This is a genomic window from Humibacter ginsengiterrae (assembly GCF_054780115.1).
Genome location: NZ_BAAGWY010000002.1, coordinates 385,802 through 409,647, shown reverse-complemented (window position 1 = coordinate 409,647; position 23,846 = coordinate 385,802). Strand labels below are relative to the sequence as shown.

24 protein-coding genes are annotated in these 23,846 nt (G+C 68.6%); 10 read left to right on the top strand and 14 right to left on the bottom strand.

From position 1 onward, the window contains the following. Positions 1 to 38: 38 nt before the first annotated feature. Positions 39 to 884, bottom strand: coding sequence for a LysR family transcriptional regulator (locus ACYVII_RS04400; protein WP_460531554.1), 846 nt, complete (start codon positions 882 to 884; stop codon positions 39 to 41). Positions 885 to 1,004: 120 nt separating this feature from the next. Here ACYVII_RS04400 and ACYVII_RS04395 point away from each other — a divergent pair, with 120 nt between their 5' ends. Together ACYVII_RS04395 and ACYVII_RS04390 are read left to right on the top strand one after the other, a co-directional pair. Further along, a complete protein-coding gene (locus tag ACYVII_RS04395; protein ID WP_460531551.1) occupies positions 1,005 to 2,348 on the top strand; it encodes an MFS transporter in 1,344 nt (447 codons plus the stop codon). Positions 2,349 to 2,388: 40 nt separating this feature from the next. After that, on the top strand, positions 2,389 to 3,333 hold the full coding sequence (locus ACYVII_RS04390) for an ROK family protein (protein WP_460531548.1): 945 nt from the start codon (positions 2,389 to 2,391) through the stop codon (positions 3,331 to 3,333). Between the two features lie 94 nt (positions 3,334 to 3,427). Here ACYVII_RS04390 and ACYVII_RS04385 read toward each other — a convergent pair whose 3' ends face one another. Beyond that, positions 3,428 to 4,678 carry a CynX/NimT family MFS transporter gene (locus ACYVII_RS04385; protein ID WP_460531545.1) on the bottom strand — a complete coding sequence of 417 codons (1,251 nt, stop codon included), beginning with the start codon at positions 4,676 to 4,678 and terminating at the stop codon, positions 3,428 to 3,430. Between the two features lie 28 nt (positions 4,679 to 4,706). Further along, complete coding sequence (locus ACYVII_RS04380) at positions 4,707 to 5,777, bottom strand: class I mannose-6-phosphate isomerase (RefSeq protein WP_460531542.1); 1,071 nt, start codon at positions 5,775 to 5,777, stop codon at positions 4,707 to 4,709. A 107-nt stretch (positions 5,778 to 5,884) separates the two neighbouring features. Here ACYVII_RS04380 and ACYVII_RS04375 point away from each other — a divergent pair, with 107 nt between their 5' ends. Then, positions 5,885 to 6,505, top strand: a complete 621-nt coding sequence (locus tag ACYVII_RS04375; protein ID WP_460531539.1) for a maleylpyruvate isomerase family mycothiol-dependent enzyme — start codon at positions 5,885 to 5,887, stop codon at positions 6,503 to 6,505. Positions 6,506 to 6,568: 63 nt separating this feature from the next. Here the strand turns inward: ACYVII_RS04375 and ACYVII_RS04370 are convergent, their stop codons facing one another. Next, positions 6,569 to 7,894: an APC family permease gene (locus ACYVII_RS04370; protein ID WP_460531536.1), complete on the bottom strand. Its 1,326-nt coding sequence runs from the start codon at positions 7,892 to 7,894 to the stop codon at positions 6,569 to 6,571. Positions 7,895 to 7,946: 52 nt separating this feature from the next. On the opposite strand from ACYVII_RS04370, the gene ACYVII_RS04365 reads away from it, so the two are divergent. Then, on the top strand, positions 7,947 to 8,906 hold the full coding sequence (locus ACYVII_RS04365) for a GlxA family transcriptional regulator (RefSeq protein ID WP_460531533.1): 960 nt from the start codon (positions 7,947 to 7,949) through the stop codon (positions 8,904 to 8,906). A gap of 56 nt (positions 8,907 to 8,962) precedes the next feature. Here ACYVII_RS04365 and ACYVII_RS04360 read toward each other — a convergent pair whose 3' ends face one another. The 5 genes from ACYVII_RS04360 to ACYVII_RS04340 are packed head-to-tail and all read right to left on the bottom strand — an operon-like array spanning position 8,963 to position 12,473. Next, entirely contained in the window at positions 8,963 to 9,898 is a 936-nt protein-coding gene (locus ACYVII_RS04360; protein ID WP_460531871.1) for a bifunctional riboflavin kinase/FAD synthetase, read from the bottom strand. 29 nt (positions 9,899 to 9,927) lie between these two features. Then, positions 9,928 to 10,437: a hypothetical protein gene (locus ACYVII_RS04355; protein WP_460531530.1), complete on the bottom strand. Its 510-nt coding sequence runs from the start codon at positions 10,435 to 10,437 to the stop codon at positions 9,928 to 9,930. A gap of 22 nt (positions 10,438 to 10,459) precedes the next feature. Next, positions 10,460 to 10,831: a hypothetical protein gene (locus tag ACYVII_RS04350; RefSeq protein WP_460531527.1), complete on the bottom strand. Its 372-nt coding sequence runs from the start codon at positions 10,829 to 10,831 to the stop codon at positions 10,460 to 10,462. Continuing rightward, on the bottom strand, positions 10,828 to 11,763 hold the full coding sequence (gene truB, locus ACYVII_RS04345) for a tRNA pseudouridine synthase B (RefSeq protein ID WP_460531524.1): 936 nt from the start codon (positions 11,761 to 11,763) through the stop codon (positions 10,828 to 10,830). Before truB ends, ACYVII_RS04350 begins: the two co-directional genes overlap by 4 nt. Continuing rightward, the gene (locus ACYVII_RS04340) at positions 11,760 to 12,473 is read right to left on the bottom strand and encodes a TetR/AcrR family transcriptional regulator (protein ID WP_460531521.1); all 714 of its coding nucleotides are present in this window, start codon (positions 12,471 to 12,473) and stop codon (positions 11,760 to 11,762) included. The genes truB and ACYVII_RS04340 overlap by 4 nt, the downstream gene beginning before the upstream one ends. 107 nt (positions 12,474 to 12,580) lie before the next feature. On the opposite strand from ACYVII_RS04340, the gene ACYVII_RS04335 reads away from it, so the two are divergent. Together ACYVII_RS04335 and ACYVII_RS04330 are read left to right on the top strand one after the other, a co-directional pair. Further along, the gene (locus ACYVII_RS04335; RefSeq protein ID WP_460531518.1) at positions 12,581 to 14,074 is read left to right on the top strand and encodes an MFS transporter; all 1,494 of its coding nucleotides are present in this window, start codon (positions 12,581 to 12,583) and stop codon (positions 14,072 to 14,074) included. Positions 14,075 to 14,098: 24 nt separating this feature from the next. Beyond that, positions 14,099 to 15,094, top strand: coding sequence for a ketopantoate reductase family protein (locus tag ACYVII_RS04330; protein ID WP_460531515.1), 996 nt, complete (start codon positions 14,099 to 14,101; stop codon positions 15,092 to 15,094). Position 15,095: 1 nt separating this feature from the next. On the opposite strand, the gene ACYVII_RS04325 is transcribed toward ACYVII_RS04330, so the two are convergent. Beyond that, a complete protein-coding gene (locus tag ACYVII_RS04325; RefSeq protein ID WP_460531512.1) occupies positions 15,096 to 15,782 on the bottom strand; it encodes a nucleoside/nucleotide kinase family protein in 687 nt (228 codons plus the stop codon). A 95-nt stretch (positions 15,783 to 15,877) separates the two neighbouring features. Here ACYVII_RS04325 and arr point away from each other — a divergent pair, with 95 nt between their 5' ends. Beyond that, positions 15,878 to 16,300 carry an NAD(+)--rifampin ADP-ribosyltransferase gene (arr, locus tag ACYVII_RS04320; RefSeq protein ID WP_460531509.1) on the top strand — a complete coding sequence of 141 codons (423 nt, stop codon included), beginning with the start codon at positions 15,878 to 15,880 and terminating at the stop codon, positions 16,298 to 16,300. Between the two features lie 90 nt (positions 16,301 to 16,390). Further along, on the top strand, positions 16,391 to 17,239 hold the full coding sequence (locus tag ACYVII_RS04315) for an HhH-GPD family protein (RefSeq protein ID WP_460531868.1): 849 nt from the start codon (positions 16,391 to 16,393) through the stop codon (positions 17,237 to 17,239). Here ACYVII_RS04315 and ACYVII_RS04310 read toward each other — a convergent pair. Continuing rightward, on the bottom strand, positions 17,221 to 18,171 hold the full coding sequence (locus ACYVII_RS04310) for a DMT family transporter (RefSeq protein ID WP_460531506.1): 951 nt from the start codon (positions 18,169 to 18,171) through the stop codon (positions 17,221 to 17,223). The two genes, ACYVII_RS04315 and ACYVII_RS04310, sit on opposite strands and share 19 nt — an antisense overlap. Then, positions 18,168 to 18,398, bottom strand: coding sequence for a hypothetical protein (locus tag ACYVII_RS04305; RefSeq protein ID WP_460531503.1), 231 nt, complete (start codon positions 18,396 to 18,398; stop codon positions 18,168 to 18,170). The genes ACYVII_RS04310 and ACYVII_RS04305 overlap by 4 nt, the downstream gene beginning before the upstream one ends. A gap of 86 nt (positions 18,399 to 18,484) precedes the next feature. On the opposite strand from ACYVII_RS04305, the gene ACYVII_RS04300 reads away from it, so the two are divergent. Continuing rightward, positions 18,485 to 19,516, top strand: a complete 1,032-nt coding sequence (locus ACYVII_RS04300) for a helix-turn-helix domain-containing protein (RefSeq protein ID WP_460531500.1) — start codon at positions 18,485 to 18,487, stop codon at positions 19,514 to 19,516. 25 nt (positions 19,517 to 19,541) lie between these two features. Next, the gene (locus tag ACYVII_RS04295; protein ID WP_460531498.1) at positions 19,542 to 20,486 is read left to right on the top strand and encodes a J domain-containing protein; all 945 of its coding nucleotides are present in this window, start codon (positions 19,542 to 19,544) and stop codon (positions 20,484 to 20,486) included. Positions 20,487 to 20,491: 5 nt separating this feature from the next. Here the strand turns inward: ACYVII_RS04295 and rbfA are convergent, their stop codons facing one another. Further along, positions 20,492 to 20,929, bottom strand: a complete 438-nt coding sequence (gene rbfA, locus ACYVII_RS04290; RefSeq protein ID WP_460531495.1) for a ribosome-binding factor A — start codon at positions 20,927 to 20,929, stop codon at positions 20,492 to 20,494. Between the two features lie 163 nt (positions 20,930 to 21,092). After that, positions 21,093 to 23,801 (bottom strand): translation initiation factor IF-2, encoded by a 2,709-nt coding sequence (infB, locus tag ACYVII_RS04285; protein WP_460531492.1) that lies wholly within the window; start codon positions 23,799 to 23,801, stop codon positions 21,093 to 21,095. Positions 23,802 to 23,846 lie beyond the last annotated feature (45 nt).

The following is a 23,846-nucleotide window of genomic DNA, read 5'->3' as shown; positions in this document are numbered from 1 at the left end:
GGCCGCATCCTCTTGCTCTTTTGCGCACGCTTCATCCGTCAATGCAGCGTGCGGCCCATGATCGTGCGAGTCAGTGCGGCGACCGGTTCGGCCGCCGCACGCGGATTGGCCAGCAGGCTGAATTCGACCTGGCCGAGCTCGGGCAGGCCGAGCCGGTTCGTCACCTTGACGAGATCGTTCGGGATGATCGTGCGCGGGAACGGCGCGACGCCGAGGCCCGCGCGCACCGCCGCGAGCACGCCGTTCACCTCGCGGGTGTTGCACGTGATACGCCACACCCGGCCCGCGGCCTCGAGCGCGTCGATCGCCATCTGCCTGCTGATGCTCGGGTCCTGGTAGGCGATCAGCGGCACGGTGTCGTCGGGACCGAGCACGGTCTTGTCGAGCCCCATCCAGACGAGGTCGTCCGTGCTCACCCGGTCACCCCCCTGCGAGCCGGCCATCTGCTTGATGAAGATGAGGTCGAGTTGCCCGGCCTTCAGCCGCCGATGCAGCGGTGTCGACTGGCTCACGGTGAGTTCGAGGTTGATCTGCGGATACGCCTGGCGGAAGTCCCGCAGGATGCTCGGCAGCTGCGTGATCGCGAGATCGTCGGCCGCTCCGAAGCGCAATCTCCCCCGCATGGCCGTGCCGCTGAAGTAGCTGTCGGCGGCGGCATGGGCGGCGAGGATGCTGCGAGCGAACCCCGCCATCGCGTCCCCGTTGTCGGTCAGGCGCACCTGGCGGGTGTCTCTGTCGACGAGCATCCGTCCGGCCGCCTTCTCGAGGCGTGCGACGTGCTGGCTGACCGTCGGCTGGCTGAGCCCGAGCCGCTCGGCCGCCCTGGTGAAACTGCCCGTCTCTGCCACCGCGAGGAAGGTGGCCAGCAGGTCCGGATCGAACATGATCGAAGCATACATTCACGAACCCAATAGGAGTTATAGGTCCGATTGCCTGGGGGAATGACCTGAGCTTGATTACCGTTGAAATACACGTTCGACCAGCCTCTTATTCGAAAAGCCCTCGTGACAGCCACCTCCGCAACGCATTCAGCCGAAAGCCTCCTCACCGCTCCCATACCCGTGCTCGACCGACGCCCGTCGTGGCGGGACATGTTCTCATCGCTGCGCGTGCCGAACTACCGGCTGTACGCCGGAGCACAGGTCGTCTCCACCACGGCGCTCGGCATGCAGCGGGTGGCGCAGGACTGGCTCGTCCTCCAGCTCTCCGGAAGCGTCGCCGCAGTCGGCGTCACCGTGGCCATGCAGTTCACGCCGATGCTGGTCTTCGGCCTGCTCGGCGGCGTGATCGCCGACCGGTACCCGAAACGGGTGCTCCTCATGCTGACGCAGTCGACGGCGGCGCTGCTGGCAGGCATCCTGGCGGTGCTCATCCTCACCGACACGGTTCAGGTCTGGCACATCTGGCTGCTGGCCTTCATCGGCGGGTTCGTCACCGTGGTCGACAACCCGGCACGTCAGGTGTTCGTGAACGAGATCGTCGGGCCGAAGCTGCTGCGCAATGCGATCAGCCTGAACTCGTCAACGTTCCAGCTCGGTGCCCTGATCGGTCCGGCAGTCGGCGGAATCGCGATCAGCGCGGTGGGCAGCGGCTGGGCGTTCGTGATCAATGGATGCGCGTGCCTGGTCGTCGTCGGAGCGCTCGGCATGATGAACACCAAGGCTCTGTTGCACACGCCCGTCGCTCCGCGCGGCAAGGGGCAGCTCGCGGAAGGGCTGCACTACGCGGCGAGCAAGCCCGCCATCCTGTTCACGATCATCACGCTCGGTGCCGTGGCGATGTTCGCCTACACCATGCCGGTGCTGCTGGCCGCCTACGCGAACGACGTCTACAAGGTGGGCTCCGCCGGATACGGATTCTTCAACGCCCTCGTCGCCGTCGGCGCACTCACCGGTGCGGTGCTGTCCACCCGCCGGGTGGGTGTCAGCCTGCGCCTCGTGATCGGCGGCGCTGTCGTGCTCGGGGTGGTACAGGCATCCGCAGCGCTCTCGCCCGACATCGTGGTCTTCGCGCTCCTCATGGCGCTCAGCGGCGCGGCGAGCCTGCTCTATCTGACCAGCGCGAACTCGCTCGTGCAGATGTCGACGAACCTCGGCATCCGCGGCCGGGTGATGGCGCTGTACATCATGGTGCAGCTGGGCGGCCAAGCCCTCGGCGGCCCCGTGATGGGCTGGATCGTCGAACGCTTCGGTCCCGACTGGGGCCTGGCCGTCTCCGGCCTCGTGCCGCTGACCACGGCCGTCGTGATCGCGTTGCTCGTCATGCGCCGCTCGCACCTGCGGGTCGCGGTTCGACGTCAGGGAGGACGGATGCCCGCTCTCACGATCGTCTCCCGCGACCCCTCGTAGTGCGTACGGGACGAGGCTCGCGCTCCCCTAACCTGGTTTCATGACCCCGCCCCTCGCTCTCGCCGTCGACTTCGGCGGCACCAAGGTCGAATCCGCCCTCGTCACTCCCGACGGTGAGGTGGTGCCCGATTCGCGGCACCGTGCACCCACCGGACGCGAGGCGACGAGCGAGGAGTTGCAGGCATCCGTTCGCGAGGTCGTCGAGCGGGCGTTGGACGCCGCCGGCGGAGACGAGCTGGTCGGAGTCGGCATCGGATGCGCCGGCCCCATCGACAGGGCCCGCGGGCTGGTTTCGCCGCTGAACGTTCCGAGCTGGCGGGACTTCGACCTGCGCTCGTTCGTGGAGTCCGTGCTCGCCGATCGCGGCCTCGAGCTGCCGGTGACACTCGAGATGGACGGCGTAGCCATCACCATGGCGGAGCACTGGGTGGGTGCGGCGCAGGGCGTCGGCAACGTGATGGGCATGGTCGTCTCCACCGGGATCGGCGGCGGACTCATCGTCGGCGGCCGGGTCATCACCGGGCCGACGGGCAATGCCGGGCACGTCGGCCACGTGGAGGTGGCAGGGTACGAGGGCGAGGACACGTTCGGCAAGGCGACGTCGCTCGAGGCGATCGCCAGCGGCCCGCACACGGTCGCGTGGGCGCGGCGTCAGGGATTCCCCGGCACGAACGGGGAAGCGCTGGCAGCGGCGTACCAGGCAGGCGACCCCGTCGCGAGAGCCGCGATCGAGCGCACCGGCCGTGCGGTCGGACAGGCGATCGCCAGCGCCACGGCACTGCTCGACCTGGAGCTCGTCGCGATCGGCGGCGGGTTCTCGCAGGCGACGCCCGACCTCTTCGACGTGATCAACGCGACGATCGCCGAGCACTACTTCGGCTTCGTGCGCAAGGTGCGGGTCGTGCCATCCGGTCTCTCCGGCGAGGGTCCCCTGATCGGTGCCGGCGCGCTCGTGCACCGTGCGGAGTTGCTGCCGGCACTGTAGGACGACTTCGTCGACAGGACGTAAAGCGCTTCCCCGCCGAGAACATGGCGGATTGGTCCGCCTTCGGCCTATCGTCCTGTTGACGGGATGCGCCTCAACGGGGCGACCGGGCGGCGACGTGGTCCTCGAGCATGCCGGGGCGTGCGACGACCGTTCCCGCGAAGACGACGGCCACGGCCGTCGCCAGCAGGAAGATCAGCGGCCAGAGCCAGCCTCCTGATACATCGTGGAGCGCACCGACGACGATCGGCCCCAGCGCGCCCAGAACGTACCCGAGGCCCTGCACGAATCCGCTCAGTGCCACGGCGCCTTCGTGGGTGCGGGTGCGCAGATTGATGAGCACGAGGCACAGCGGGAAGAGCAGCGGTCCCAGCCCAGCGAGAACGACCCAGAGCCAGGTCGCGACACCGGGCCAGAGGATGAGCCCCAGGTAGCCGACGATGAAGAACGCCGCCCCGAGATAGACCAGCAGGCCCACGTTGCGCATCCGGCTTGCGAGCGCGGGAATCAGCAGGCTGGCGGGTATGCCGATTCCGGCATACAGCGAGAGCAGCGCACCGGACTGAGCGGCGTCCGTGTGAGCGGTGTCGTGCAGCAGCTCCGGCAACCAGGCGAACAGGGCGTAGGCATTGAGCGACGACGCGGCGAACGTCACCGCCATCGCCCAGGCCAGCGGCGCATGCCACACACGGCCCATGGCCGTCGTCCCCGGTTCCTCGACCTCGGCGTCCACGCGGCGGGCATCCGGCCGTCGTACGAGCACGGCCAGCCACGGCAGCGCCGCAATCACGCCGAGCACGGCCCACATGCCCACCGAATAGCGCCAGCCCGCCGAGTCCGCCACCGGCACGGCGAGCAGCGGCGGAACGAGCGTGCTGACCGCAAGCACCGTGGCATACAGGGAGGTCATGAGCCCGACACGGTCGGGAAAGTAGCGCTTGACGAGCGGCGGCAACAGCACGTTGCCCACCGCCATGCCGGCGAAGGTGAGCACGCTGCCGCCCACAAGCATCCAGAAAGAGACCGACAGCCCGCGCAGCACGTCGCCCACCACGATCGCCGCCAGCGAGACCAGCAGCACGACCTCGAGGCTCGCCCTGCGGGTGAACAGCGGCGCGACGATTCCGAAGACGGCGAAGCAGATCGGCGGCAGAGCACCGAGCAGGCCGATGCCGGCGGCACCGAACGGAACGTCGTGCGTGATCTCACCGAAGATCGGCGAGAGCGCTGTCACGGCTGCACGCAGGTTGGCGGCGACCAGCAGGATGCCCGCGAAGGCGAGCGTTCGTCCGGCCCAGAGGGGACGTGTCCCGAGCGGGGCGGCTGGGGTGTTCGGCTGGGTCACACCCCAGTATTTCATGCTGGACGCGGGCTCACGCGACGGGTGGCAGGCAGCGCAGCACCGTCAGCGTGCCGCGCAGCGTCAGGTCGCCCGCGGCGTACGGCACGAGGACGGTCTCGCCCTTGGACAGCACGATGGCGCCGTCGTCCCACTCGAGCACGCCCTCGCCCTCGAGTACCACGAGCACGCAGTATCCCGCGGCGAAGGCGAACGAACCGTGGATGCTCACCCGCTGAGCCCTGAAGACGGCGTCCGCCTCCGCAGGGAACAGGTCGGTGAACTCGGTTTCTCCCAGCAGCCGTGTGATGCGCGATGACCGGAGCTCGATCAGCCGGTCTTCGGAGACGGCCGAACGGTTCACGTCGGAGAGAGCCGTGGCCGCATCCAGGCCGAGCAGCGCGGCGTCGCGGTCGAGTCCCGGATAGCCGTCGTACTCCACGAGGATGGACAGATCGACCGGCTGCTGCAGCTCGACCAGCGTGACGCCCGGTCCGATCGCGTGCGGCATGCCGGCCGGCACGTGCAGCGTGTCGCCCGGGCGGAGCTCGACCTGGTTCATCGTGGCGAGCATGGCCGGCACATCCTGCCGTTCGAACCACCCGAGTAGTTCGTCGTGGCTCACGTCGCGGTCGAAGCCGAGGTAGGCGTGTCCGACACCCTCGGTGGCGACGACGATCCACGCCTCGGTCTTGCCGCTGGCGTGCGCGAGGCTCTCCCGCGCGAACGAGTCGGACGGGTGGTAATGCACGAAGAGCCGCTCCCTCGTGTCGAGCAGCTTGACGAGCAGCTTCGGATCCGCGCCGAACGCGCGCACGTGCTTCTCACCGAAGTAGTCGACCGGGTGTGCCGCGAAATCGTCACGCAGGCTCGTGCCGTCCGGGAGAACGGTGAGTCCGACGCCGCCGCCCGCGAATACCTCGGTGGCGGAGGCGACGAAGTCTTCGGGCATCCGTTCGGCCGCCGCATCCTGGTTCTCTTGCAGACCACGAAAGCGAAGGATGCCCTCCCCTCCGCGGTACGGCCGCGCTGCCGGCCGGTTCGGGCCGAGCACGACCGGGGCCGTTCTCGTCGGAACTGAAGGGTCCGCAACTTCGCTCGTCATCGGGCGTGTCCCTCTCTCAGTGGTGCCGTGCGACTCGTTCAAGGCTAAGCGGACCGCCCCAGGACCGGAGCCGCGTGCCAAGATGTTGCGCGGACGAAGGGCTGAGCATGCGACGGGACTTCGGAGAGCAGATAGCGAGCACTCTGGTGCAGCTGGCGGGCATCCTCGAGGGGCTCGAACCCGATGAATGGGGCTCGCAGAGCCTCTGCGACCGGTGGACCGTGCGCGACGTCACCGGGCACATCGTGTGGCGAGTCGGCAGCTCGTACTCCGAGATGATCAGCACAGTGCTGCCCATGCTGACGCTGTCGGGAATGAGCCTCGACTCGCTCACGGAGGCGGTCAGCAGACAGGAGGCGGAGGCGACGAGCCCTGACGAGCTCGTGCGCCGGCTGCGTCGCATCGCCGCTCTGCGGCTCGCCGGACTCGGCCGCACAGGAATGACCGACCTCGTCGAGACCGTGGTGCACACGTACGACATCGTGCAGCCGCTCGGGATTCCGATCGAGGTCGAGCCGGATGCCACTCGCCGCATCGCGCTCCGCGGGCTGATGCTCGCCTCTGGTGATCGACGCGAGGTCGTGGCCACCCACACGCTGTACGCCACCGACGCCGGCTGGGCGATCGGCCCCGGTCGGTCGGGCAAGGGCCGCATCATCGAGGGCAGTGCGCAGGGCATCGTGCTGTACCTGTTCGGCAGGCGGCCGTTGAAGGCCCCGACCAGGTGAGCCGACGCCGCAGCGCAGGCGACGCACCGCCCGTCCGACAGTCGCAGCCGATGCGTGACTCGTCTAACGCGAGCGACGCGGCGCTGCCCCGCGGCGACCTTTCACCGCGGTGACTGCATCGCGGCGTCGATGAACGACGATCGCGAGCACCGCGACGACGACGGGCACGATGAGGCGCCAGCCGGCGAACGGCACGGTGATCAAGAGGAGCAGAAACGCGATGACCGCGACAACCCTGGTGCCGCCTTTGAAGATGCGGATCGCGGCGGCCGAACCGAGCAGATAGGTCGCGAGAACGAGCACGGAGGGGATGAAGACGATGTCGTCGGTACCCCAGCCGAACAGCGCAGCGCCGAGGAGTCCCGCAGCGCCGATCACCCCCACGGCGAGTACCGCGTAGCCGGGCACCCGGTTACGGCTGTGACGGGTCAGAAAACGGGGCGCCCAGCCGTCTCTGCCGAGCGCATAGCCGAGCCGGGAGACCGAGGTCACGAAAGCGTTGGTTGTGCCGAGGCATATCACAGCTGCAGCGATCGCGACCGCGTCGACGGCGGAGACACCGAGTCCGTGCTGGATGATCGCACCGAGCGACACGCGGTCGAGCGCCCGGCTGCCATAGCTGCCCGTTCCGACGACAGCGAAGGCGACACCGAGGTACAGCACGGTGATGATCGCAACCGTCAGCAGGGTCGCCAACGGGAGGGTGCGCCGCACGTGGCGGAACTCGGCCGACAGGTGCGCGATCGCCTCCCAACCGGCGAACGCGAAGAACAGAACGACGACGGCCCGCCCGATGCCGACCAGGCCATGCGGGGCGAACGAGCTGAAGTTCGCCACATCGATCTGTGGCAGAGCCACCATGATCACCCCGACCAGGATCGCCCCGACACCGAGCGCGAGTCCGACCTGCACACGCGCGCCGATCTTCACCCCCACGAGGCTCGCGACGACGGCCAGCGTGAGAACAGCAGCGGCGAAGGCCGGCGCCCACCGCTGATCGAGGCCGAATGCTGCCGCTATGTAGTACCCGGCCGTCAGCGGAACGATCGTCTGGCCGACCGAGCCGGCGATGAAGTACCACCAGCCCGTGATGCCGCCCGCAGCCGGCCCGAACGCGCGTGCCGCGTAGGTGGCGACGCCGCCGGCATCCGGGAACCGAGAGGCGAGCGCCGCGAACGTGAACGCCAGCGCTGCCCCGATGAGGGCGCTGAACCCCCAGGCGATGAGTGAGGCCGGCCCGGCCAGCGTCGCGGCCTGTCCCGGGAACACGAGCACGCCCGCCCCAAGGATGGCGCAGACGTAAAGCGCCACACCCTGCCCCAAGCGGATCGTCCCTTCCTCGTGCAATGCGGCGGCCGTGGGCTGTTCTGCAGACGATTCGAGAGTCATGGTGCCATTGCACCGACTGCGCTCCTGACTGACGAGCGGCATAATGGCCGCTATGCGCAACGGAACAGACATCCATCGCGTGGCCGTCGCAGTGACGCCAGGTGCACCGATCTTCGAACTGGCCGTGCCGTGCGAGGTCTTCGGGATCGCGCGTCCCGAAATAGCGGACCCGTGGTACGGATTCGCACTGTGCGCGACCGTTCCCGGGGCTCAGGTCGCCAGCGGCTTCATCGCAGCCGCGGCCTCATCGCTGGACGATCTCGTGACGGCGGACACCGTGATCGTCCCTGCGTGTACCAACGTGCACGTGCGCCAACCCGCCGACCTCGTCGAGGCGGTGCGGGAGGCGCACCGTCGAGGCGCGCGCATCGCGTCGATCTGCTCGGGTGCGTTCGTGCTGGCCGAGGCCGGCCTGCTCGACGGGCGACGCGCGACAACGCATTGGATGCATGCGGCCGAACTCGCTCGCCGTTACCCGCGGGTGCAGGTCGACGCGACGGTGATCTACGCCGAGGACGGCGGGATTCACACGTCAGCCGGCACAGCGGCCGGCATCGACCTCTGTCTCGAACTCGTGCGTCAAGATCACGGCAGAACGGCGGCCAACGCTCTCGCCCGGCGCATGGTGACCCCGCCTCATCGCACGGCAGATCAGGCGCAGTTCATGCTCGCTCCAGTCGAGGCGCACGATTCCAAGTCGCTTTCGGTGGCGACGCAGTGGGCGATCCAGCACCTGGATGAGCCGATCAGGCTCCAAGACATGGCAGCTCGTATGCACCTGAGCGAACGGCAACTCACACGCAGGTTCCTCGAGACCTATGGGCGGACACCCGGCGACTGGCTCGTTCGTGAGCGCGTCCGTCGCGCGCAGGAATTCCTCGAACGCACCGACTACACCGTCGACGCGATCGCCGCGCAGTGTGGTTTCGCCACCGCAGCCGGGCTTCGCGCCGCATTCAACAGGCATCTGCACACCTCTCCCAGCGACTACCGCATTGCCTGGACGGCATAGCCACCTCGATGAGATAGCGATGCCGGTGCGGCGTGGGCCGCGGATCTCGTGGCGTATCAGCCCTCGGCGAGGATCTCCGACGCCTCTTCGACGTCGGCCTTCATCTGCGCGATCAGCGGGTCGATGCCGTCGAAGGCGACCATGCCGCGGATGCGCTCGGCGAACTCCACGTCGACCACATGGTCGTACAGGTCGATCTCCTCGCCGATGACGTAGGCCTCGACCTGTCGCTGCGGCACGCCTTCGAACGTCGGGTTGTTCCCCACCGAGATGGCCGCCGGGTGCCGCACGCCTCCGTCGATCAGCCATCCGGCATAGACGCCGTCCGCCGGGATCAGCCCCTCGCACTGGGGCGACAGGTTCGCGGTCGGAAACCCGAGCTGTCGGCCGCGCTGCGCACCGTGAACCACGACACCGCGTACGGTCGGCGGATGCCCGAGCAGCACTCCGGCGTACGCCACGTCGCCGTCGGCCAGCAGTGACCGCACCCAGGTCGACGAGACCCGGTCGTGACCGTCGGGGCGAACGTCGTCGATGAGCTGCACGTCGAACCCGTCACGGGCGCCGAGCCGGCGCAGCAGGGCGACGTCGCCCGCACCCTTCGCCCCGTACCGGAAGTCGCTGCCGACCAGGAGCTTCTTCGCGTGCAACTTCGACACCAGGTAGCGCTCGACGAACTCCTCTGCGGGAACGCGGGAGAGCCCGAGATCGAACGTGAGCACGAGCACCGCGTCGATGCCGGTCTGCTCCAGCAGTTCGAGCTTCTGCTCCAGGCTCACCAGGTCGTCGGGGCAGCGCTCTGGCGCGACGACCGACATCGGGTTGCGATCGAAGGTGACCACGACCGACGCCAGTCCCTCGCGGCCGGCGACGGACAGCAGCCTTCCGATCACGGCACGATGCCCGAGATGCACGCCGTCGAACTTGCCAACAGTGACGGCGCTCGGACCGAAGTCGGCGGGGATGTCGTCGATCGACCGGAAGACCCGCATGGCTTCGCCGTCGTCGCTCACGCGATGGCTCATGCTCGTCCGGCGGCCGCGCCGCCGGCCGGGTCGTCGGTGACCGGAACCGGCTTGTGGCGAGCGAGCCAGAGCATCCCGAGCACGGGCAGCACGAGTGGGATGAACAGGTATCCCGCGCCGTACACCGACCACACGGTGGAGTCCTGGCCGAACGGGTCGATGGCGCCCATGCCGATCGCGTCGGGCGCGAACGTGCTGAGCGTTCCGATTACGAGCACACCGGCGAGCTCGATCGAGATCGTGATCCAGGCGACGCGATACCAGACTCGGCCGGGGGCGATGAGCGCGATGGCGGCGACGATGTAGACGAGGGCCGAGAACGCGGACAGGGTGAACGCGACGGGTGCCACCGAAAAATGGTCGGCGATCTGGTACGCGCTGCGTCCGGTGGCCGCGAGCGCGAGAATGCCGTAGACGGCCACCAGCACTCGACCGGCTCCGGTCATGCGGCGGGTGGTGCGGACGGGCGCACGGGAAGCGGGGCTCGCGGAGGGGTTCTCGGACATGTCACTCCATTATCGCGTGCGGTCACGGGGTGCCCGGCACGAACCAGATCTGTCCCATGCGGTACGTCATGACGGCGATCGCGAGACCGACCACACCCAGCACGACGGTGCTCCACCTGGTGCGCTCGATGAGCGCCCAGAAACCTCCCGCGATCGGAAGCAGCAAGGCAGAGATGAGGTAGATGTAGAACTCGCCGAGCGATCCGCGTGGTTCGTTGCCGATGATCGGCGCCACGATCGTGACGACGAGCTGGGCGATGAGCAGCACCTCGACGAGCGCGATCGAGCCGAGGGTGAGGTCGTTCGGCGGCCGTCCGATGAAGCCGACGACGAGGCACAAGATGCCTGCCAGCACGGCCACGATCACCTGCACGGCGGTGAACCATTCGATCAACGCGTCTCCTCTTGAGAGTCGGACTCCGCAGCCTGCTCAGCGGGGAAGTTGACGATCGTGCGCGCCCGACCGTCCTTGACGGAGGCCAGTCCGATCAGCCGTCCGTCCGGCGCGATCGCGGCTGCGGTCTCGGCGTCGGCCCCGTCCACGACGATGCGCTTGCCGTGTCCGAGATCCACCGCTTGGTCGTCTGTGAGGGCGAGCACCGGGAAGAGCGCCGATGCGGCGGACGCGGGCCGCTGCAGTGCAGACGCGACGTCGAGATCCGCGAGAGGGCGGGCATTCGCGATCGCGAACGGCCCGACCCTCGTGCGCCGCAGGGCGGTCAGGTGACCGCCTGTGAGCAGGGCTACGCCCAGGTCACGGGCAAGGGCGCGCACATACGTGCCGGACGAGCACACGACGCGCACGTCGACGTCGAGCGCCAAGGCATCGCCGACGGATGCCTGCCGCGAGTCGAGCACGTCGAAGGCCGACACGGTGACGTGGCGCGGTTTCAGCTCCACCTGCTCCCCCGCACGCACCCTCGCGTACGAGCGCTTGCCGTCCACCTTCACGGCGGAGACGCTGGAGGGCACCTGATCGAGCTCGCCGGTCAGGTGCGCGACGGCATCCGTCAGCCGCTGCGGTGAGATCGCACGAACCCGGTCGGCCGGCGCCCAGCCGAGTGTCTCCCCCTCGGCGTCGTCGGTCGTCGTCGATGCCCCGAGCCGGATCGTCGCGAGATACTCCTTGTCGGAGCCGACCACGTAGGTCAGTAGCCGCGTCGACGCCCCGAGCCCGAGCACGAGCACACCGGTGGCCATCGGGTCGAGCGTGCCGGCGTGTCCTACCTTGCGCGTTCCGGCAAGCCGGCGAACCCGTGCGACGACGTCGTGGCTGGTCCAGTCCGCGGGCTTGTCGACGAGCAGGATGCCGTTGGGCCCGCTCACGCGGTCGCCCGGGCGGGCGGCTGCGCCTCGTCTGCGCCGGTAGCTGTGCCCGTGACCGTGTTCACCACGATGTCCAGCTTGGTGCGGAACGTGTGCTCGAGCAACTCGGGGATGCACGGGTCATCTGAGTCGTGCTGATCCACCATCCGCATCGCGATCAGCACGTTGAAGAGCATGCCGTGCGCGAGGAATCCGAGCAGCTCGTCCGGCTCCATGCCAGCGCCGTTGCGCAGCAGGCGGTAGATCGCGAGGAAGCCTTCACGAGCCTTCTCGCCGATGACCGGCTCGTGGCCCGAGATGAACGACTGCATCAGGCAGAGCAGGATGCCGCGATCCCGGATCAGGTCCGCGTAAGCCATGCCCAGCCGGGTTGAGGTCTCGTCACGAGTCTCGCCGAGCTCCCGGGACTCCGCCAACGCGTGGTTGAACGCCTCGAGCAGTTTCTCGAGCGCCCTGTCGAGAACGGCGACGAACAGGTTCTCCTTGCTGCCGAACATCCGCACCACGTACGGCTGGCTGATGCCGGCTGCACGGGCCACCTGATCGGTCGTCGCGCCGACGTACCCGCGCTCGCCGAACACGCGGCTCGCTGCGGCCAGGATCTGTTCGCGGCGCACCGCCGACGGCACCCGCTCCTGCTTCACCGGCTCTCGATCCTTCGTCGCGGCATCCGTCTCATCCGGGGTCACGCGGTCGGATTCGCTGCTCATGGTTGACATGTTATCAGTCGATTACTACAGTCCATCTTGTAATCATTCGATTACCTCCGCGCCGGCCGACGCTTCCCCATCCGACTCTCCACCGAGACGAGACACTCATGACCGCACTCAACAGGTCCTCTTCGAGGATCGCGCCGCGCAGACGCGTGCCGACCTGGCTCGCCATCGTGGCGGCATCCGTTCCCATGTTCATGGCGACGCTCGACAACCTCGTGGTCACCAACGCACTCCCCCGCATCGGCATCGACCTGAAGGCCTCCATCGAGGAGCTGCAGTGGGTCGTCAATGCGTACAGCCTGGCGTTCGCGACGTTCATCCTGCTCTCCGTAGCGCTCGGCGACCGGTTCGGCCGCCGCACCGTGTTCGCGATCGGGGTGAGCGTGTTCACGCTGGCCAGCGCCGCGTCGGCTCTGGCAACCTCGCCGGCGGAGCTCATCCTGTTCCGGGCCGTGCAGGGGGCGGGGGCCGCGGCCGTCATGCCGCTATCGCTGACCCTGCTCGTCGGCTCCGTGAGCGAGCGGATGCGACCAGCCGCGATCGGCATCTGGGGCGGCGTCTCCGGGCTCGGGGTCGCTCTCGGCCCGCTCATCGGCGGTGCCATCGTTCAGGGCTGGAACTGGCAGGCCATCTTCTGGCTGAACGTTCCGGTCGGCGTGGTCGCGCTGCCGCTCGTGCTGCTCGCACTTCCGAACTCGTTCGGCGCGAAGCTGCGGGCAGACGTGCTCGGCGTCGTGCTCGTCGGCGTGGGCGTCTTCGCGGTCGTGTACGGCATAGTTCGCGGCAACGACGCGGGCTGGGGCAGCGGCGAGGTGCTCACGTCGCTGATCGGCGGGGGCTTGCTGCTGCTCGCGTTCATCGTCTGGGAGACGAGGGCCAATGCGCCGCTGCTTCCGCTCGGACTGTTCCGCAACCGCAGCTTCTCGGTGGCGAACCTGGTGGGCGTGACGTTCAGCTTCGGCATCTTCGGAAGCGTGTTCATCCTGATCCAGTTCCTGCAGGTCGTGCAGGGCCACACGGCTCTCGAGGCCGGCCTGATGACCATGCCCTGGACGCTCGCTCCGATGGTCGTCGCGCCGCTCACCGGCGCGGTCATCGTGCCGCGGTTCGGCACCCGTCTGCCGATCGTGGCGGGGCTCGTGCTTCAGTCGGTCGCGATGTTCTGGGTGGCATCGATCCTCGCCACCGACACCGCGTTCGCGGCGATGGTTCCTCCTTTCCTGCTCGCCGGAATCGGCATGGGTCTGGTGTTCGCGCCGAGCTCGACCGCGGTGCTGGCCGGGTTCGGCGAGAAGGATCACGCGAAGGCATCCGGCACCAACGCCACGCTCCGCGAGGTCGGGGTTGCGCTGGGAGTCGCCGTGCTCACCGCCGTGTTCATCGGCGCAGGCGGCACGCTCACGCCGACCGGGTACGTGTCCGCCGCGATACCGGCCGTGATCGTGGGCGCCTCGGTGCTGGCCGGGGCGGCCGTGGTCGCGCTGTTCCTCCCCGTTGGCCGAGAGCGCGGCGACCGTGCCGAGAACGCAGCGGAGGAGCTGACAGCAGAGGCTGTGGAGGCGGACGAGGTCACGGCTGGCGCTTCGATCGGGTGAGCCGGAGAACCATAAACTTGCCGGATGCGCATCGGCATCATCGGGGCGGGAGCCATCGGAGGAACGATCGCCGCGCTGCTCGATCGAGCCGGTCATGAGGTCGCCGTCACGGCTCGTGGCGACGGCCTCGCCGCCATCCGCGAGCACGGCCTGCGGTTCGACGGGGCGTGGGGCGACCACGTCGCACGCGTGACGGCATCCGGGCGGCTCGAGACGACACCGGACATCGCGTTCGTGTGCACGAAGGCGCAGGACGCGGCATCCGCTCTCCGCGACAACGCAGAGCGGCTGCGCGGCATCACGGTGGTGGTCGTGCAGAACGGGCTGGAGGCACTGGACATCGCGGCCGGCATCCTGAATAGCTCCGAGCTGGTCGGCGGGCTCGCGCTTTACGCCTCCCAGTACGTGCAACCCGGGCACGTCACGGTGACCGCGGACGGAAGCACCTACCTCGGCGACGGCGCGGGCGAACCGACCGATGCCGCCCGCCGCGCAGCTGCACTGCTCGGCTCCGTGATGCCCGCCGTCGCCACCCGCAACTTCGTCGGCGCCCAGTGGTCGAAGCTCGTCATCAACATGGTGAACGCGATGCCGGCGCTGACCGGGTTGAGCGTGCAGGAGACGATCCGGGACGCCCGGCTCGGGCGCGTGGTCACGGCGTCGATGCGGGAGACGGTGCGCATCGGGCTCGCATCCGGCGTGAGGTTCGCGAACGTGCAGGGACTCAGCCATCCGATGCTGCGCGGATTCTCCGCATTGCCGCTCGGGGCGGCACGATCTCTGCCGGCCCTGATGGCCCGCCGCATGGGAGCGGTGCCGAACCTCGGGTCCACCCTGCAGAGCAGGCGACGCGGGCGCACCACCGAGATCGACTACCTGAACGGAGCGGTCGTGCGGGCGGCTGCCGCGATCGGACGACAGGCACCGGTGAACGCGGCGATCGTCGAGGCGATGCACCGGCTCGAGGCCGACGGGACGTTCCTCGACCGTGACGAAGCGGCCAGGCTACCGGTGCGCTGATTCAGAAGCAGGCGCATCCGGTGTCGGGATACTCCCGGCGCGGACGGTCGGGGTCGCTGAGGTCCACCACAGCGGAGGCGAGGTACTGGGGCTCGACCTCGGAGCCGTAGCGCCGCCATCCGCCGACGTACCGCGCGTTCGCCGGCGCATCCGGGTCTGGATCCCTGCCCTCGGAGACTGCCAGGCGCGCGTAGACCTCGGTGAGCGGAACGTCGATAAGCACCGAGAAGTGCCACGCGCCGCGCACCTCGGGTCTCACCAGGAACGGGCCGTCGATGATGAGTGCCATATCGGCCGGTCCGGTCTGCCATTCCGAGAGCACCGGCGCGTTGCGGCGCACGTCGAACGCACGGGTCTGGAATCCGGTCGATCCGCCGAGGCGGAACGGGCCGATCAAAACCCGCCGGAGCGTCTCGTAGTCGAAAGAGCGCTCGTAGTAGTCTCCGGCATCCGCCCTGCCGTGCAGATGGCGCGTCTCCCGCGGCAAGTGGAAGTCGCGCATCGACGCGCGAGCCGTCGCGGTTCCCGCCTCGCGGTACACCGCCGCGAGGTCGTCCGCGAACTCCGCGGTGCCCGACCCCTCCGCTCCGTCGACGGCGACGATGACGCGTCCGGCGGGATAGTTGTGGGCGATCTCCGCCTTCAACTCCCGCAGGAAGGCGGTGCGCGGTGTCGTCGCCAGCTGCATGCGGACAGCATAAGCGCGCGTACACGTCCGGTGCGGTGAGCGCGCCCGCCACTGAGGCGAGCTAATATCTGCGCGTCGCGAAAGAAGGAGGCAACGTGCCTGAACCGCTCGACGAAGGTCCGTTCTTCCACGGCACGGTCGCCGACCTGAAGGTGGGCGATCTCCTCACCGCGGGGCATCCGTCGAACTATCGGCCCGAGGTTGTGATGAACCACATCTACTTCACCGCCTTGGTCGACGGGGCAGGTCTCGCGGCGGAGGTCGCCACTGAACTCGCGGGCGGCGATGCCGTGCCGCGCGTATATCTAGTCGAACCCACGGGCGCATACGAAGACGACCCGAACGTCACCGACAAGAAGTTCCCCGGCAACCCCACTCGGTCGTATCGCAGCAGCGCTCCGTTACGGATCGTCGGCGAAATCACCGAATGGACCAGGCTGACCCCGGAACAGTTGCAGATGTGGCGGGAGCGGTTGTCGGCGCTGCTCTCAAGTGACGAAGCCGAGATCATCAACTGAACCGAGAGCTCGTACTCTGGAGCGGTGGGTGCCGTGAACGAGGTCGAGACGGATGCCCCGTCCTCCGGCCCGGATGACCTCTCCCGTGCGCTGAACGACTGGTTCCGGCGCGAAGCCAGGGAACTGCCGTGGCGGCGTGACGGGTTCGGAGCGTGGGGCATCCTCGTCAGCGAGGTGATGCTGCAGCAGACGCCGGTGGTTCGGGTGATACCCCGACTGGAAGAATGGCTCGACCGCTGGCCCACGCCGGCCGATCTCGCCGGAGCGCCGCCGGCCGAGGCGATCCGGGCGTGGCAAGGGCTGGGGTACCCGCGAAGGGCGCTTCGGCTGCACGCCTGCGCTGTCGCCATCGCCGAGCACCACGGCGGCGTCGTGCCGAGCGACGTCGACGAGCTGCTGGCACTGCCCGGCATCGGCGATTACACGGCACGGGCCGTCGCCGCGTTCGCGTACGGCAAGCGGCATCCCGTCGTCGACACCAACGTGCGACGGGTGCTCGCTCGCTGCCTCGACGGACAAGGCGAGCCGGCGCCGCCGAACGTACGCCGCGACCTGGCCGCCATGGAGTCCGTGCTGCCGACCGATGAGGCGGAGGCCCGGGTGTTCAATGCCGCGGCCATGGAACTCGGTGCTGTCGTCTGCACCGCCCGATCCCCGAGATGCGACGCATGCCCGGTAGCGGATGCCTGCGCATGGCGCGCCGCCGGCCGGCCGGCGTACCTCGGTGCGAGGCGCGCCGCACAGAAGAGGTATGAGGGCAGCGACCGGCAGGTGCGCGGCATCCTTCTGCGCGAGCTGCGCTCGGCGCACAGGCCGGTTGCGATCGACGAACTGGATGCGCTCTGGCCGCACCCGGAGCAGCGCGGGCGGGCGCTCGCCGGCCTCGTCGCCGACGGACTCGCCGTCGCCGTCGACGACGGCTACGCGCTGCCGGCGTAGCCCGACCGAGCAGTGCGTCGCCGTAGGCGCGCGAACGGAACACCCTGGCTCACCAGGATGCCGGCCACGACGATGGCGCCTCCCGCTGGCTCGTACCAGTGCACGCTCTCGCCGAGAAGGAGCACGCCGAGAACCACCCCGACCACGGGTGTGAGATACGTGACGGTCGAGGCCCGCGCGGCACCCCAATCACGCATGATCCGGGTGTACCAGACGTACGCGACGCCCGTGCCGACCACACCGAGGACGACGATGCTGAGAACGACGGGAACGTTCAGTGACACCGTTCCGCGGGCGACGAACGGCGCTGCGAGCAGCACCACGAGGCTCGCCATCGCGAGCTGCACCGAAGACAGCGTCACCGAGTCGTACGGCATGCCACTCACGAACCGTCGGAGGTAGAGCCCGGCGAACCCGTAGCTCGCGGTGGCTCCGAGGCAGGCAAGCTGCGCGGGAATGGTGGACCGCAGTTCGCTCGAACCGAGCAACTGCCAGGGCCCGGTCAGCACGACGACGCCGAGGATCCCGACCACCAGGCCAGCGGCTCGCGCCGGCCCCAGACGCTCGGAGCGCAGGATCAGGGGCGTGAGCAAGAGAGTCATGATCGGCGTGGCGGCGTTGTAGATGCTCGCCAGGCCGCTCGGCACGTACTGCTCGGCCCAGGCGAACAGTGTGAACGGAACCGCGCAGAAGAAGATCCCGACGACGAACATGTGCCCCCACACCCGCAGCTCCCGCGGCCAGCGGCGCCTGGTCGCCGTCATGATGACGGCGAGCGCGAGCGCACCAAGAAGGATTCGCCCCAGCACCACCTGAGCGGGCGAGAGGCCCTCCAGTCCCACCTTGATGAAGAGGAAGCTCGCACCCCACACCAGCGAAAGCGCCAGGAACGCCCACAGCGTGACCCTGGACTTCAGTGCGGCCACCGTCACGCCCACTCGTTGCGGTCGTGAGCCGCCTGCAGGTCTCGGTAGGCGCGCTCATCATCGCGGGTGACCGAGCCGCCGCGCTGCAGAATCGCACGCGGAAACCACTTCCAGAGCGCGAACTCCTTCGCGCCAGCGGGCTTCTCGACATACCCGTGGTCGATGCCCTGGAGCACGGCGCGGCGGGAAGTGGAGGTAGTGAACGAGGGTGCGGATGCTGCGTGCTGAGTCATGTCTCACACATTACGATCGACAAAATACTGCCACGAGATGGCGGAGAGACTACCTTCATAAAAATTCCGCCACTACACTGGCCGACATGTTGCGCAGCGTGGCAGTGCCGGTGATCGACAACCTCGCGGTGTTCGAGTTCGGCCTTCTCGCCGAGGTGTTCGGACTCGACCGGAGCGTGTACTCGGAGGTTCCGCGGCTCGACTTCCGTGTGTGCGGAATCGAACCGGGGCGCCCGGTCATGACCGAGGTGGGGGTGCCGATCACTCCCCCGCTGGGCTTGGAGGCGATGGACGACGCCGACGTGATCGCGGTGCCTGCAGCACGCATCCGGCCGGACGACGAGTACCCGCCCGAGCTGCTCGAGGCGCTCCGCCGGGCATCCGCTCGAGGGGCCATCATGCTGAGCGCGTGCTCCGGAGCCTTCGTGCTCGGGGCTGCGAGGCTGCTCGACGCACGCCCGTGCACGACGCACTGGAGATATGCCGACGAGCTGCAGCGCAGGCATCCGAGTGCCCGGGTCGACCCCGACGTGCTCTTCGTCGACGACGGCGACATCATCACGAGCGCGGGCACTGCGGCCGGCATCGACGCCAGCCTGCACCTCGTGCGGCGTGAGCTGGGCAGCGCGGTGGCGACAGTGATCGCCCGCAACATGGTCGTGCCGCCGCAGCGTGACGGCGGTCAGCGGCAGTACATCAGCCGGCCCGTGCCCGAAGCCGAATGCGACGCCCTCGTCGACGCTCTCGCGTTCATGAACGCCCACCTCGCCCAGCAGCATTCCGTGACGTCGCTCGCGAAGCTTGCACACATGTCCACTCGCACATTCGCTCGCCGGTTCGTGGCCGAGACCGGGGTGACACCGATGCAGTGGCTCACCGCGCAACGCGTGCTCCACGCGCGCTTTCTGCTGGAGACGACGGATGCCTCCATCGACGAGATCGCTGCATCCTGCGGCTTCGGGAGCGCGACACTTTTCCGCCACCACTTCACTCGCGAAGTGGGAGTCGCTCCGAGCGCCTATCGCCGCTCGTTCGCGTGCGACGATGCACCGGTGCGCGTGCAGGGCGACTCCCAGCTCGTTCAGCCCTCTCCCGAGCGCGTCTCAGCACTTGCCTGAGCGGAACCCCTAATCTGAATGTTCGATGCCTGACAGTCCGCTCTCCGCCTCGCCCTACGAGGTTCTCGGCGTGCCCGCCTCAGCCAGCCAGGACGAGCTGCGAATCGCCTATCGGCGGATGCTGCGCCAGGCACATCCCGACACGGGCGGATCGGACGCCCTTTTCGTGGCGGTGCAGCACGCCTGGGCGGTGATCGGCACGCCGGAGGCGCGCGCCGCCTACGACCGCGGCAACGGCGTGCACGAGACGCCGCACACCTGGGCCCCTCAGCCGCCGAGAGCTCCCCGGCAGCAGTCCCGTCCGCAGACCCGTGCGTACGGACATCCGGGCGGCTTCTCCCGCGAGCGATACCTCACGATGATCCGCGAGTGGGTCGGACTGGGCGAGCCCATCGCCGACCCGTACGACCCGGCGCTCGTGCGCTCTGCACCCCGTGAGATCCGTCACGCGCTAGCGGACGCCGTCGCCGAGGAGAACACCGCGCGCGCGCTCACCACGCTCGGCATCGGCTACACCGTGTGGCACGACGTGGACGCCACAGGCCGCTCTGCGGCAGCCGACGGACGGGTCGAGAAGATCGACCACGTCGTGCTCGGACCCAGCGGGTTGTTCGCCGTGCAGTCGGAGGATTGGGCCGTGCGAGCCATCGTGCGACGCGGGGATCTCGTGCCGGAGGGCGAGGCATCCGGTTACGAGAGGCAGCCACTGCACGAGCTCGCCGGACGCGCTCGCACCCTGGGCAGGACGGCGGGCGTGAAGTTCACCGTCGCCGTCGTGGTGCTGCCAGACGCCGACCTCGACCAGGCGGTGACCGTGGTCGGCCGCTCGCGCGGCATCACGTTGGTCGCCGCGCAGTCGTCCGTGATCGCGCACCTCCTGCGCACCGGCGTCGCCGACACACCGCGACCGGATGGCACCACCCTCTTCGAGTTGCGCACCCGGCTGCAGCAGGACATCCGCTTCGTCTGAGGGCGCTACTCGTCCTCGTCGAACTCGCGCGGCTTCACATAGGGGTCTTCGTCGCCGGCGTACTGAGCGGATGCCGCCAGCCCGGCGACCTCCGCGTCGCGCTCCTGCGCGGTACGGAGCAGGTCCTCGATGTGTGCCGCGTTCTCCGGGATCGCGTCGGGGATGAACTCCAGCGACGGGGTGAGCCGCACCTGGATGTTCCTGCCCACCTCGGTGCGGAGCATGCCGGTCGCCGCCTTCAGCGCGGCCGCGGAGTCGGCGCGCTCCTGGTCTGTGCCGTACACCGTGTAGAAGATGCTGGCGTGCTGGAGGTCGCCGGTCACGCGGACGTCGGTGATGGTCACGAAGCCCAGCCTCGGATCCCTCAGGCCCTTGTCCAGCCTTCTGGCGACGATTTCCTTGATGCGATCGGCGAGCTTTCGGGCCCGTGCTTCGTCAGCCATCTCTTCCTCTTTCTCCCCCGCCGGTTTGATCGCGCAAGGGTTGTCGCTCGGTCTTTCTCGCACGCGCGATAGAGCGCTTCGCGCCCTGTGTTTACTTGACCGAGCCCGAGACGGGCTCGGCGCGAAAAGCGCGGGGGCCAGAATGGCCCCCGCACTCTGCGTGCTACGCACGCGGCTTTTCGCGCAATTCGATCGTCTCGATCTCGTCGCCGATCTGGATGTCGTTGTACCTGCCGAGACCGATACCGGCTTCGAAGTCGGTGCGAACCTCGGTGACGTCATCCTTGAAGCGACGCAGCGATTCGATGGCGAGGTTGTCGCCCACCACGACGCCGTCGCGGATGACGCGAGCCTTGGCGTTGCGGGTGATGGTTCCGCTTCGCACGTAGACACCGGCGATGTTGCCGAACTTGGAGGAGCGGAACACCTCTCGGATCTCGGCCACACCCGACTGCACTTCTTCGAACTCGGGCTTGAGCATGCCCTTGAGCGAGTTCTCGATGTCGTCGATGGCGTTGTAGATGACCGAGTAGAACCGCACGTCGATGCCCTCGCGGGCAGCCCGCTCGCGAGCCTTGACGTCGGGGCGCACGTTGAACCCGATGACGATCGCGTTGTCGATCGTGGCCAGGTCGATGTCGCTCTCGGTGACCGCGCCGACGCCGCGGTGCAGGATGCGCAGCTGAACGCTCTCGTCCACCTCGATCTTCATCAGGGACTCCTCGAGCGCTTCGACGGCACCGGAGACGTCACCCTTGATGATGAGGTTGAGGGACTCGACCTTGCCCTCTTCAAGGGCTCGCGTGAAGTCCTCGAGGCTGATGCGCTTGCGCGCCTTCGCCAGCTGGGCGTTGCGCTCGGCCGCCTCGCGCTTCTCGGCGATCTGGCGGGCCGTGCGGTCCTCCTCGGTGACGATGAACGTGTCACCGGCACGCGGAACGCTGGAGAGACCCTGCACCTGCACCGGACGCGACGGGAGGGCTTCCTCCACCGCGTCACCGTTCTCGTCCTGCATGGCACGCACGCGTCCGTATGCGGTTCCCGCCACGATCGAGTCGCCCACCCGGAGTGTTCCAGACTGGATGAGAACGGTTGCCACCGCACCGCGGCCCTTGTCGAGCTTGGCCTCGATGGCCACGCCACGGGCATCCTTGTCGGGGTTCGCCCGCAGGTCGAGACCGGCGTCTGCGGTGAGCAGCACGGCGTCGAGCAGGTCGGCGATGCCGATGTTTTCGCGAGCGGAGACATCCACGAACATGGTGTCGCCGCCGTACTCCTCAGCGACCAGGCCGAACTCGGTCAGCTGCTGACGCACCTTGGCGGGGTTGGCATCCGGCTTGTCGATCTTGTTCACCGCCACCACGATCGGCACGTCGGCCGCCTGCATGTGGTTCAGCGCCTCGATCGTCTGCGGCATGATGCCGTCGTCTGCGGCGACCACGAGGATCGCGATGTCGGACACCTGCGCACCGCGGGCACGCATGGCGGTGAACGCCTCGTGACCCGGGGTGTCGATGAAGGTGATGGCTCGCTCGGAACCATCGTGCTCCGTGGACACCTGGTATGCGCCGATGTGCTGCGTGATGCCGCCGGCCTCGCCAGCGATCACGTTGGTCTGACGGATCGCGTCGAGCAGACGCGTCTTTCCGTGGTCGACGTGGCCGACGACGGTGACCACCGGCGGACGCTGCTTGAGATCCTCGTCGGATTCCTCGTCGAGTTCGGCATCGAGGTCGATGTCGAAGCCCTCGAGGAGCTCCTTGTCCTCGTCCTCGGGCGAGACGACCTGGATCTTGTAACCCAGCTCGGCGCCGAGCACTTCGAACGTCGCCTCGTCGAGCGACTCCGTCGCCGTAGCCATCTCACCGAGGTGGAACAGCACGGTCACGAGGTTGCCGGGGCTGGCGTCGATCTTGTCGGCGAAGTCGCTGATCGATGCCCCGCGACGCAGGCGGATGACGGTGTTGCCGTCACCGCGGGGAACGCTCACGCCGCCGAGCGACGGAGCCTCCCGCATCTCGAATTCCTGCCGCTTCGTGCGCTTCGACTTGCGAGCCTTGCTCTTGCCGCCGCCACGACCGAAGGCACCGGCGGTGCCGCCACCCGGGCCACGGCCACGACCGCCGCCACCTGCCGGACGGGGGCCGCCGAAACCGCCACCAGGACGGTTGAAGCCGCCAGCTCCCGCTCCGGCTCCTGCGCCACCAGGGCGCTGGAATCCGCCCGGCCGACCGCCGCCACCGGGACGAGCGCCCCCTGGGCGACCGGCGCCCGCCGGGCGCGGGCCGCCTGGACGCGGCGAACCGGGACGAGGGGCCTGCGGGCGCGGGATGTTGCCCGGCGTGGGCCGTTGACCCATGCCCTGCGAGCTCGCGAACGGGTTGTTGCCAGGGCGCGGCGTGCCTGCGGGACGCTGACCCATGCCCTGCGAGCTCGCGAACGGGTTGTTGCCAGGGCGCGGACCGCCCGGACGCGGTGCACCAGGGCGCCCGGTTGCGTCGCCCGGCTTTGACGCCGGCTTGGTCTCGGCAGGCTTCGCCTCGGGCGCTTTGGCCTCTGCGGGGGCCGCCTCGGCCTTCGGAGCCGGTGCCGGCCTCGGAGCGCCCGGCTTGGGCGCGGCACCGGCCGGCACGGTCGCCGGCGTACCCGCCTGCTTCGATGCGGGGGTAGCCACCGGCCTCGACGGCGCGGGCGTCGACGGCTTCGCGCCGTCCGCCTCCAGCGCCGCCCTCAGCTTGCGGGCGACCGGGGGTTCGATGCTCGACGACGGTCCTTTGACGAATTCGCCGAGTTCCTTGAGCTTCGCGAGCGCGACCTTGCTGTCGACGCCGAGCTCGCTCGCGATCTCATGTACGCGTGGTTTTGCAGCCACAATTCTCCTGTTCGGGACTTGCCCGAGCAGGGGCAAGCCTTAGTG